This window comes from Sandaracinaceae bacterium (assembly GCA_016706685.1).
Taxonomy (GTDB): domain Bacteria; phylum Myxococcota_A; class Polyangia; order Polyangiales; family Houyiibacteriaceae; genus JADJJE01.
The window spans coordinates 1-8,806 of record JADJJE010000052.1 but is presented as its reverse complement, the minus strand read 5'-3'; the positions used below and the strand labels follow the sequence as shown (position 1 = coordinate 8,806).

Sequence of the window (8,806 nt, the reverse complement as noted above, 5' to 3'; positions counted from 1 at the left end):
TCTGCTCCGTGCCGGCCGCGCACGAGCCGTGAGCCTGGCACATCATCTGGTTCGGGCCTGTGGAGTACTCCCCCAACGCGCACGGCGTGCACACCCGGTTGACCGCATCGCTCCCCGGACTGCTTACAGGTGCCCGCCGCGCACACGGCCCACGGGGTGCAAGTCGGCGCGTTGGTCGCGGTGCTGTAGGTCTCCCCCGTGCAGGCCGCGCATGTGCGGTTCGTGGTCGCGTTGCCGTTGCTCACCACGGACTGCCCCGCTCCACAGTCCGTGCGCGTGGCGCACGCTGTCGCCGGGCTCCCGTCATGGTCCCAGGTGCTGCCGCCGCAAGCGACGGCCGCGGTGGTGTGGCCCGCGCAGTACTCGCCCGGGCTGCACGTGGCGCACACCGGCGCCATCGTGGTGGTGCCCGCCGCACTCTGCACCGTGCCCGCTGCGCACATGCCGTGCGCGAGGCACATGGAGAGGTTGGCCATGGCGGTGTAGGTCCCTCCCGCGCAGTCCACGCACACCTGGTCCACGGTGTCGGACGGAGTGTTGCTCACGTAGCGGCCCGCCGCGCAGGTCTGCCACGGGGTGCAGCTCGGCGCGTTGTTGGCGATGCTGAAGCTGCCGCTGCTGCAGCCCGTGCACACGCGGTTCGCGCTCGGGCTGCCTTCTTCGGCTTCGTACTGCCCGGGCACACAGGTGGCCCACGGGGTGCAGCTGGTCGCGTTCTCGGTGATGCTGAAGCTACCGTCCGCGCACGCGCTGCACATGCGGTCGGCCGTGGCGCTCCCCACGGTGCCGATGGACTGGCCCGCCACGCAGGTGGTCCATGCGCTGCAGCTGGGTGCGTTCGGGGTGCCGCTGTGGCTGCCCAGCGCGCACGCGGTGCACGTGCGGTCGGTGGTCGCGTCTCCCTCAGTGGCGACGTAGCTGCCGGTCGCACAGGTGGTGCGCGCAGCGCAGACCGTCGCCGGGTCGCTGTCGTCGTCCCAGGTGCCGTCGCCGTCATCGCACGCGACGGCCGCCACCGTGCCGCCGGCGCAGTACTCACCTGGGTCGCAGTCCGCGCACACGGGAGGCGCCATCATGGTGGCCGGCGTGGTCTCCACCGTGCCCGGCGCGCAGGAGCCCACGGGCACGCACGTGGTCTGGTTGGGTCCCGACGTGTACGTCCCGTTGGCGCACGTGCCGCACGCGCGGTCATTCATGGTGCTGCCCGGCACGGTCACGTATTGACCGGCGATGCACGTGCTGTAGGCAGTGCACGAGGTCGCGTTGCTCACGTCGCTGTAGCCCCGCTCGCGCACCCGCCGCAGGTGCGGTCGGTGACGTCGCTGCCGTCGCCAGTCACGTACTGCCCTGCGGTGCAGGCGCGCCAGGCGCTGCAGCTCGCCGCGTCGGTGGTGTCGCCTGTACTCGCGCCGTCGCCGCAGGCCGTGCAGATCTGGTCGCTCGTGCCTGTCCCCGCCGTGCTCACGTACTCGCCCGCCACGCACGTCGCATACGCCATGCAGCTGGTTGCGTTGCTCACGCTGGTGTAGCTCCCGCTCGCACAGGCCGTGCAGCTGCGGTCGGTCGTCGCGCCGCCTTCGGCCGAGACGTAGGTCCCTGCAGAGCACGAGGTGCGGGCCACGCACGCCGTGGCCGCGCTTCCGTCGTGGTCCCACGTGCCGTCGCCGTCGTCGCACACCACGGCTGCGAGTTCGCCGCCCGCGCAGTACTGCCCGACGCTGCACGCCGCGCACACGGCCGGCGCCGTCATCGTGGCCGGTGCCGTCTGCACCGTCCCCGGCGCACAGCCCGTCAGCGCCACGCACACAGCCTGGTTGGGGCCCGAGGTGTACGTCCCCGTCGCGCACACCGTGCACGCCTGGTCGGCGCTCGCGCTGCCGGCCGTGCTCACGTACTCGCCAGCCACGCACTCGGTCCACGGGCTGCAGCTCGCGGCGTCACCGCTCGCGCTGAACGTCCCGCTCGTGCATCCGTGCACCTCGGGTCGCGCGCGGCCGTGCCCGCCGCGCTCACGTACTCGCCAGCCACGCACCCGGTCCACGCGGTGCAGCTCGCGGCGTTGGGGGTCACCGAGTACTCGCCCACGGCACACGCCGCGCACTCGCGGTCCGTCTCCGCCGTGCCCGCGGCGCTCACGTACTCACCAGCACCACAGACCGTCCATGCCACGCAGCCAGTCTCGAGGTCTCCGTCGTTCTCACGTGCCTCCCGTGCACTCCTCGAGCGGTATCCCACCACCACAACCCACGCCCGAGAGCGCCGCGAGCAGGCCCACCAACACCGGCGTCCAGCCGGAGAGCGATCGGTTCCGCATGCTTCGGTCACCGTCGCACGCCTGTGTCTCCCTACCCGTCACACTGCACTTCGCCATGGTGTCTCTCCCCCTTGCCTTTGAACGCGCCGCCGATGACGGTGACAGAATATCGCTTCCAAGTCACCCTTCGCCGCAGTCCCCGATCACCATCCCATCTGCCTTGTGGAGCGCCAGACGGGCGAGTAGCGTGTACCCGCGGGCGCCGCGTCTGTGGTCTCCGTGATCGTGATCTGCGTGGGCGCGCTCAGTGCGCCGGGAGGGATCGTCAGCTCCGCGCCCGCGAGGGTGATGCTGCCGCCCGACATGTCGATCGTCTCGGGAACGCTCTCTCCGGATCCGATTGGGCCACCACTATCGGGAGGCCCCGAGTCGATGCCGCCACCGGCGTCGCGCGGGTTTGGCGGAGTGCCCTTGGTGTTTCCTCCACTAGCCATGGAGAAGAACCAACGCCAAGAGCGCACAAGATGGAGGATAACTGGCTGACAGTCGCAGGTGGGGGGAAGCCATCTTGGGGCCTCGAGCACGATGAATGCGCCGTGCTCCTAGTTGGGAGAGCGCGAGGGAATCGCCTCCTGGAAGCATGTTCTCGACCGCTTGGGGGGTCGAGGTTGTCCATTGCGTACAACGGTGTGTGACTCGCCGAGGCGTGAGCGACCCCATCGCGCCCATCCCCGTCAGCCTCGGGCCGAAAGCCACTGAGATCTAGCAATCTGCGAAAGCCCCACTCTGGCTTCGTCGCCTCCAAGGCCGCTAGACTCGCGGGATGCGCTTCCTGCCCGCTGCCTCGTTGGTCCTCGCGCTCACCTCACTCGCCTGCGGCGACGGCTCGGGCGGCATGACCCCACCGCGCGATGGCGGCGGCGTCGCCCCCAGCGAGACGTGCGGGAGCGTGCGGCTCACCTCCTACAACGCCGGAGACACCGGCTGGTGCGAGTTCCCGCGCAACGCGAACTTCCTGCCCGCCTTCGTGCGCAGCGGCGTCACGGGCGCCATCGCCGAGCCGTGGAACGGCAGCTCCTACGGCGGCGCGGCGGGCGAGTCGTGCGGTGAGTGCTGGAGATCGACACCATCAACGGCACCGAGGTGGTGATGATCGCGGACCTCTGCCCCATCGAGGGCAACCCGCCGTGCGCGGGCGGGCACTTCCACATCGACCTCGCCAACGAAGCGGCAGAGGCCGTGGGCGGCGGCGCCAACGACGAAGGCAGCGCGCGCCGTGTGCCTGCCCGGTGAGCGGCAACGTGCACGTGCGCGTGAACAACCGAACCCCAGCTACCTGCGCATCGCGCCCATGAACCACCGCATCCCCATCCGCAGCATCGACTTCCGCGGGCGGGCGACGGCGTCGCGGCGGACAACCCGTGGACCCCGGTGCAGCGCAGCGGCGGCGCCTGGCACACCGTCGACGCGGGCGAGCTGCCTGCGCGGCGGCAGCGGCGTGGTGCTGCGCTTCATCAGCGCGCAGGGCGAGGTCATCGAGTCCACCACCATCATCCCCACCAGCGGCGGCAACGAGAACGTGGACCTGGGCGTTCAGTTCACCGACCAAGACCCCAGCAGCGGCGGCGCGCGAGTTCATCCGTATCCGTTCGGTGAACGCGTCCTTGACGACCGCGCTTCAGCCCGACGGGCGCCCAGTGCTCAGAGAGTGGCGGCGCGGTAGGGGTCCGCAGCGAGCATGGCGACCACGTCCTCGCGTTCGCGCGTGCCGGCCCAGTACGCGGGCGCCAGCTCGAGGACGCGGTGAGAAGGCCAGGCTGGGAGCAGGCAGAACAGGTCGCGCAGGTACTCCCAGGGCTCGACGCCGACCATGCGGCAGCTGGCGAGGAGCGTGGTGAAGGCGGCGTTCACGTGAGCGGCGTCGTCGCTGCCGACGAAGAGCCAGTTCTTGCGGCCCACGGCCTGCCGGCGGAGCTCGCGCTCGCTGATGTTGTTCTCGAGCGGCAGGCGGCCGTCGGTGAGAAACGCTCAGGCCCACGCGCTGGTTCCGGGGCGTAGAGGCAGCGCGCGGCATCGTGGGGTGTCCTCGAGGGCGCGCTCCCACCTCGGCATCGCACCAGAGAAGAAGCGTTCGACGACAGGCGCCGAGTGCTTCTGCCGGATGGCTTCGCGCTTCTTGCGGGGCGCGTCCTTGATGCTGCGCTCGATCTTGAACAACAGCCCCTGCATGCGTAGGGCTTGGCCCGCGCGCTCGGGATCGGACGCCATCGCCTTGAAGAAGTACCTGCGGCTGTGGGCCCAGCAGTTCACCTCCACGATGTCGCCGCGCTCATAGAGGTGGTCGTTGACTACGCGCGTCGGCCACGAGATAGCCTTCGTAGCCCGCGAGCAGCGAGTCGACCGCGTCGTTGGTGTGGTTGCGCGTGTACTCGAAGAGCACGTGTCTTCCAGGGTCGATGAGCACCCAAAAGTGTCCGCGGCGGCACTGCTCCTTCGCTTGTACCAGGACGCCAGTGGCGTCGGTGCAGAGGTAGGGGGCCGTGAACGCCTCGGCGCGCATCGCAGCGATGAGAGGCTCCACGAGCGGCCTCAGCTGCTCGTGCCAGCCGCAGATGGTCGAGCGTGCCATCTCGACGCCCTCGCGCGCGTACATCTGCTCAAGGGGTGCAGCGGCGCGTGGTCCTGCCAGCGACGCACGAGCGTGTCCGCCAGGAAGCTGGCCCGCGACGCTGCGCGGAATCGGGAGCGACGGCGTCTGCCCGACGTGCACCTGGTGGGCGCGTTCGGTCGCGGTCCTTGCGCACGAACTTCGGCTTGATGATGCGCGCGATGACCATCGACCCGGGCCGACGCTCGAGGACCTCGGTCACCTCTTCGCCGATGCGCTCGAACGCGTCGAGCCCGGCGCGCTGAACCTCGTCGGGGATGATCTCGATGTCCACCCGCGGCAGGTCCTCGGGGAGCGGCCTGCGTCCGTGACCCTTCTTGCGAGGCTTCTTCTCTTCGGGCTCATCTGGCCCCTGAAGCGCATCGATGTCCGCTGCCGCGCGCTTCGCCCAGCATCGCCGACAGGACGTCGAGCGTGAGCTGGTTTCCGATCGTCGCGCGCTCACGCTGCTGGCCCATCAGGCCCGCGCTCGAGCTTGCGGTTCCAGCTTCAAGCATCCGGCGGTACAGAGCCTTTTGCTGTCCTGCCTCTCGTGTTCTCGCTTTGCGCTCTGACTCGCCTGCTGGTTACCGAGCGCGCCCAGCGATGGACCTCGTGTCACGGAGCTTGATGGGCATCGCGTGATGCGCGCCGCCGGGCACGGCGGCGATGTCCATCGCGGTGGTGCGCACGGATGCGCGACGCGTGATGGCCACCACCCGTGTGACGCGCTGCGCGCGGCGGGATGATGGCCATCAGGGGCGTGCGGGTTGGTCAGGCGACGAGGTCGTTGAGGTGGTCTCCGAGTACCTTGCCGAGGACGGATCGGTCGACGATGCGGACCTTGCGAGAGGCAGCGTGTCGGAGGGCGTTGGTGGCGAGGCGGTCGATGTCGCGGAGGCGACCGGAGGAGGCCTCGTGGAGGATGGCGACGGCGTCGCTCGAGAAGGGGTTGGCGTCTCCGCCGACGGCGCGCACGCGGTACTCGATGTACTCGGCGGTGTCCTCGGGCGAGGCCGCGCCGAGCTGCACGCGCGTGTGGATGCGGCTCAGCAGTGAGCGGTTGCGGCGCAGCGCGAGCCGGTCGGCGAGTTCGGGCAGGCCGACGAGGACGATGGTGAGGAGGGCTTTGCTGTCCCAGTCGTAGTTGGCGAGGATGTGCAGGTGGTCGAGCACGTCCTGGTGGAGCAGGTGGGCTTCGTCGAGGAGGAAGACGGGGTGGACGCGGGCGGCGCCGAGCTCGTGGATGTGCTGGCCGATCTCGTAGAAGACCGCCGCCGCCGTGGCACGCGGGCTCAGGCCCAGCGCCAGGCAGAGCTGGCGATAGAAGTCGCGACGTCCGAGCGTAGCGTTGTGGCAGTAGGTGAGACGGAATCCGGCTTCAGGGAGGCGCTGTCGTAGCGAGCGCAGGACGCAGGTCTTGCCGACACCAGGCTCGCCGGTGAGCAGGATGTGCTCGTGGTCGTGGCAGGCCTCGACGAGACGGTCGACGCGGCGCTCGCGCGACGCGGGGACCCAGAGGTCGTCATCGCGGATCTCCTTTGAGAACGGCGGCGACGCGAAGCCGAAGTAATGAGCCCATGCGTTGGCGGTCACTGTGCGGCTCCCTTCTCCGCGACGTGCCGGGGTGCGCGCCCGACGAAGCGGTCGAGGACAGCCTCGGCGGGGTCGAAGGGCACGCTGTCGACACCCTTGGTGCCAGCGGGCCGCGGCGCGCGCTTGGCCTTGCCGTTGGCCTTTGGGTCGACGGGACGGAGCGCAAGGCGCTGGTCTTCGTGTTCGACCCACGGCGGCGTGCTGGGATCGAGCAAGGAGCGGGCGACGGTGACGTTGCGGCCCGCGAGGTAGCCCTGGTCCAGCTCGAAGTCGGTGCCCGCGATGGACACGGTGCCGTCGCCGAGCACGCGACGCCGCGCCCGCACGATGAGTGCTTCGCGCAGCATGGATTCGGCGACGGGCGCTCGCCGCTCGCCATCGGCGTAGGCCTCGGTGGGCGTACGCCCGACGAGCCCGCCGTGCGATGTGACGAGGTAGCGGTCGTTGAGCCACGCGAGCAGCCGCACCTGCACGTCGTGCAGCGAGCCGAGGCCAGTGCAGTGGTCGAGGCACTGCTCGCGCAGCGTGCGCCAGAAGCGCTCCATCTTGCCGCGCGCCTGGGGGTCGTAGGGCTTGGCGTGCACGAGCCCGATGCCGACACGCGCGCACGCTGTGGCGAGCGCGGTGCCCGAGTAGGTGGCGCCGTTGTCGAGGTACAGCACCTCGGGCGCGGGGTGCGAGCGCAGCGCCTTGACCATGAGCATGAGCATCTCGCTCTCGCGCTCGTTGGTGGTGGCCTGGAGCGCGATGATGTGACGGCTGTAGTCGTCGAGGATCGCGTGGATGCGCAGCGGCGCCGACCTGCCATCGATGCGCAGCGCGGGGCCGTGGCACACGTCGGCGTGCCAGAGCGCATTGGGCGTCGAGGTCTGCCAGCGCCGCCGTGGCTCGAGGTCGCTGTGTCGCAGCGTCCGAGCATCGAGCCCGTGAGCGCGATAGAAGCGGCGCAGCGTCGACGCGGAGATGCGGGTGCGGTCCAAGCGCCCGTCGGCGACGAGGGTCTCGAGGACCACGCTCACCGGGACACGCGGGTGGGTGCGACGGATCTCGAGCAGGAGCTCACGCTCCGCCTCGCCGAGCGCCGCCGCGAGTCGCACGCCAGCTCGTCGGGCAGGCCGGAGCGCGTCGAGCCCCGTGGCGCGAAACGCGTAGTACCAGCGCTCCAGGGTGGCCACCGAGTACGTCCTGGGCCTTGATGATCCAGGAGGACGGACCGGCGTGCGCGACAGCTCACGCAGCGCCTCGGCGAGCTCGCCGTGCGTGCGCCCGTCACGGCACAAGAGTGGGCCGACGACTTGCGAACGGAAGACCGCGAGGTCCTCCGCCGAGTCCTTGGGAGCGAGTGATTCGAGGGATGGGGGCATGACGATTCTCCTTGGCGCGCGTCCATCGCGCAGCTGGTGGAGTCATCTCAGGGGTCCCGAGTGCCCGGAACGAACAGAGCTGGTGGGACGACTTCGAGCGTTCTTTCAGGCGTGATGCGCATCAGCGATGGAGCGCGCCGCACACCGCGTCGGTGGCCACTACGCCAGTGGGCAGCGGCGCCAGCGCGGCGAGCTGCGTCGCGATGGAGCCCGCCCGCGCTCGCGGTGGTGCTGTCGCGTCCACGTAGAGCCCCGTCGTCAGCGAGCAGCTCAGCCAACGCGTGAGCGAACGCCAGCCGTGAAGCCGCTCGTCGCCTGAGCTCGCCCACGGGCTGACGTCCGCGCGAACCCGCCAGCCCGCACGACCCTCGTGGCCCCACGCGACCAGCGCCGTGACCACCGCCACCAGCGAGTACCGCAGTCGTGGCAACACGCCCTGCGGCACCACCACCAACACGGCTCCGCAGCCCTGGCACTGGTACCGCCGCACCACCACACCCGACACGCGCGGACGGCCACCGAGATCCGTCGGACCCACGACAAGCCGCTCTCGCATACCGTGCCCGTGCAGCATCACGCGTCCACCAAGACGCCTTGCTGCAAGCCCGCAACACGGACACCGCCTCGGACGCGCCGCCCCCACCGAGGGCAGGCTCTGCTCCCAAGAGTTGACGTCCGAACCTCGATGAACGATGAAGCGCTGACCCTGGGAACTCTGGATAGGTGGCCGGGGCGTGACGAGGACGCCGTCGCCAAACTACGGCCTCGTCACCTATTCCGTCGTGGCCGGCTCCATGCCAACGCCCCGGACTCCTGCGACGCCGTCTACCCCGGACCCGGATCCCGGGTGAAATGACCGACACGTCTCGAGGCCCATCGCGAAAGCGCGCGGGCCACTGCCCTCATGCCCGCCGCTCAGCAAGGGCGGGGATCGGCATCAGCAGA

The 8,806-nt window shown here is 70.1% G+C and carries 12 protein-coding genes; 3 read left to right on the top strand and 9 right to left on the bottom strand.

The features are described 5' to 3' along the window. On the bottom strand, positions 1-1,271 hold a 1,271-nt coding region (locus tag IPI43_31885), incomplete at its 3' end, for a hypothetical protein (protein ID MBK7778665.1). Continuing rightward, positions 1,268-2,041: a hypothetical protein gene (locus IPI43_31880; GenBank protein MBK7778664.1), complete on the bottom strand. Its 774-nt coding sequence runs from the start codon at positions 2,039-2,041 to the stop codon at positions 1,268-1,270. The genes IPI43_31880 and IPI43_31885, both read right to left, overlap by 4 nt. 1,036 nt (positions 2,042-3,077) lie before the next feature. Between IPI43_31880 and IPI43_31875 the strand changes: the two genes are divergently transcribed. From IPI43_31875 to IPI43_31865, 3 genes are read left to right on the top strand one after another with little or no spacing between them, the layout of a single operon-like run. Then, entirely contained in the window at positions 3,078-3,404 is a 327-nt protein-coding gene (locus IPI43_31875; GenBank protein MBK7778663.1) for a hypothetical protein, read from the top strand. Then, complete coding sequence (locus tag IPI43_31870; GenBank protein ID MBK7778662.1) at positions 3,365-3,547, top strand: hypothetical protein; 183 nt, start codon at positions 3,365-3,367, stop codon at positions 3,545-3,547. The genes IPI43_31875 and IPI43_31870 overlap by 40 nt, the downstream gene beginning before the upstream one ends. 58 nt (positions 3,548-3,605) lie before the next feature. Continuing rightward, the gene (locus IPI43_31865; protein MBK7778661.1) at positions 3,606-3,977 is read left to right on the top strand and encodes a hypothetical protein; all 372 of its coding nucleotides are present in this window, start codon (positions 3,606-3,608) and stop codon (positions 3,975-3,977) included. On the opposite strand, the gene IPI43_31860 is transcribed toward IPI43_31865, so the two are convergent. The 7 genes from IPI43_31860 to IPI43_31830 all read right to left on the bottom strand — a co-directional run bounded on the left by IPI43_31860 (position 3,956) and on the right by IPI43_31830 (position 8,399). After that, positions 3,956-4,213, bottom strand: coding sequence for a transposase domain-containing protein (locus IPI43_31860; protein ID MBK7778660.1), 258 nt, complete (start codon positions 4,211-4,213; stop codon positions 3,956-3,958). The genes IPI43_31865 and IPI43_31860 overlap by 22 nt on opposite strands. Positions 4,214-4,282: 69 nt before the next feature. Continuing rightward, positions 4,283-4,570, bottom strand: coding sequence for a transposase (locus IPI43_31855; protein MBK7778659.1), 288 nt, complete (start codon positions 4,568-4,570; stop codon positions 4,283-4,285). A 13-nt stretch (positions 4,571-4,583) separates the two neighbouring features. After that, positions 4,584-4,883 carry a transposase gene (locus tag IPI43_31850; GenBank protein MBK7778658.1) on the bottom strand — a complete coding sequence of 100 codons (300 nt, stop codon included), beginning with the start codon at positions 4,881-4,883 and terminating at the stop codon, positions 4,584-4,586. 28 nt (positions 4,884-4,911) lie between these two features. After that, the gene (locus IPI43_31845) at positions 4,912-5,367 is read right to left on the bottom strand and encodes a hypothetical protein (protein ID MBK7778657.1); all 456 of its coding nucleotides are present in this window, start codon (positions 5,365-5,367) and stop codon (positions 4,912-4,914) included. 308 nt (positions 5,368-5,675) lie between these two features. Beyond that, on the bottom strand, positions 5,676-6,497 hold the full coding sequence (locus tag IPI43_31840) for an AAA family ATPase (GenBank protein MBK7778656.1): 822 nt from the start codon (positions 6,495-6,497) through the stop codon (positions 5,676-5,678). Next, on the bottom strand, positions 6,494-7,861 hold the full coding sequence (locus tag IPI43_31835; protein MBK7778655.1) for a DDE-type integrase/transposase/recombinase: 1,368 nt from the start codon (positions 7,859-7,861) through the stop codon (positions 6,494-6,496). The genes IPI43_31840 and IPI43_31835 overlap by 4 nt, the downstream gene beginning before the upstream one ends. A 121-nt stretch (positions 7,862-7,982) precedes the next feature. Then, complete coding sequence (locus tag IPI43_31830) at positions 7,983-8,399, bottom strand: hypothetical protein (protein ID MBK7778654.1); 417 nt, start codon at positions 8,397-8,399, stop codon at positions 7,983-7,985. Positions 8,400-8,806: the final 407 nt, after the last annotated feature.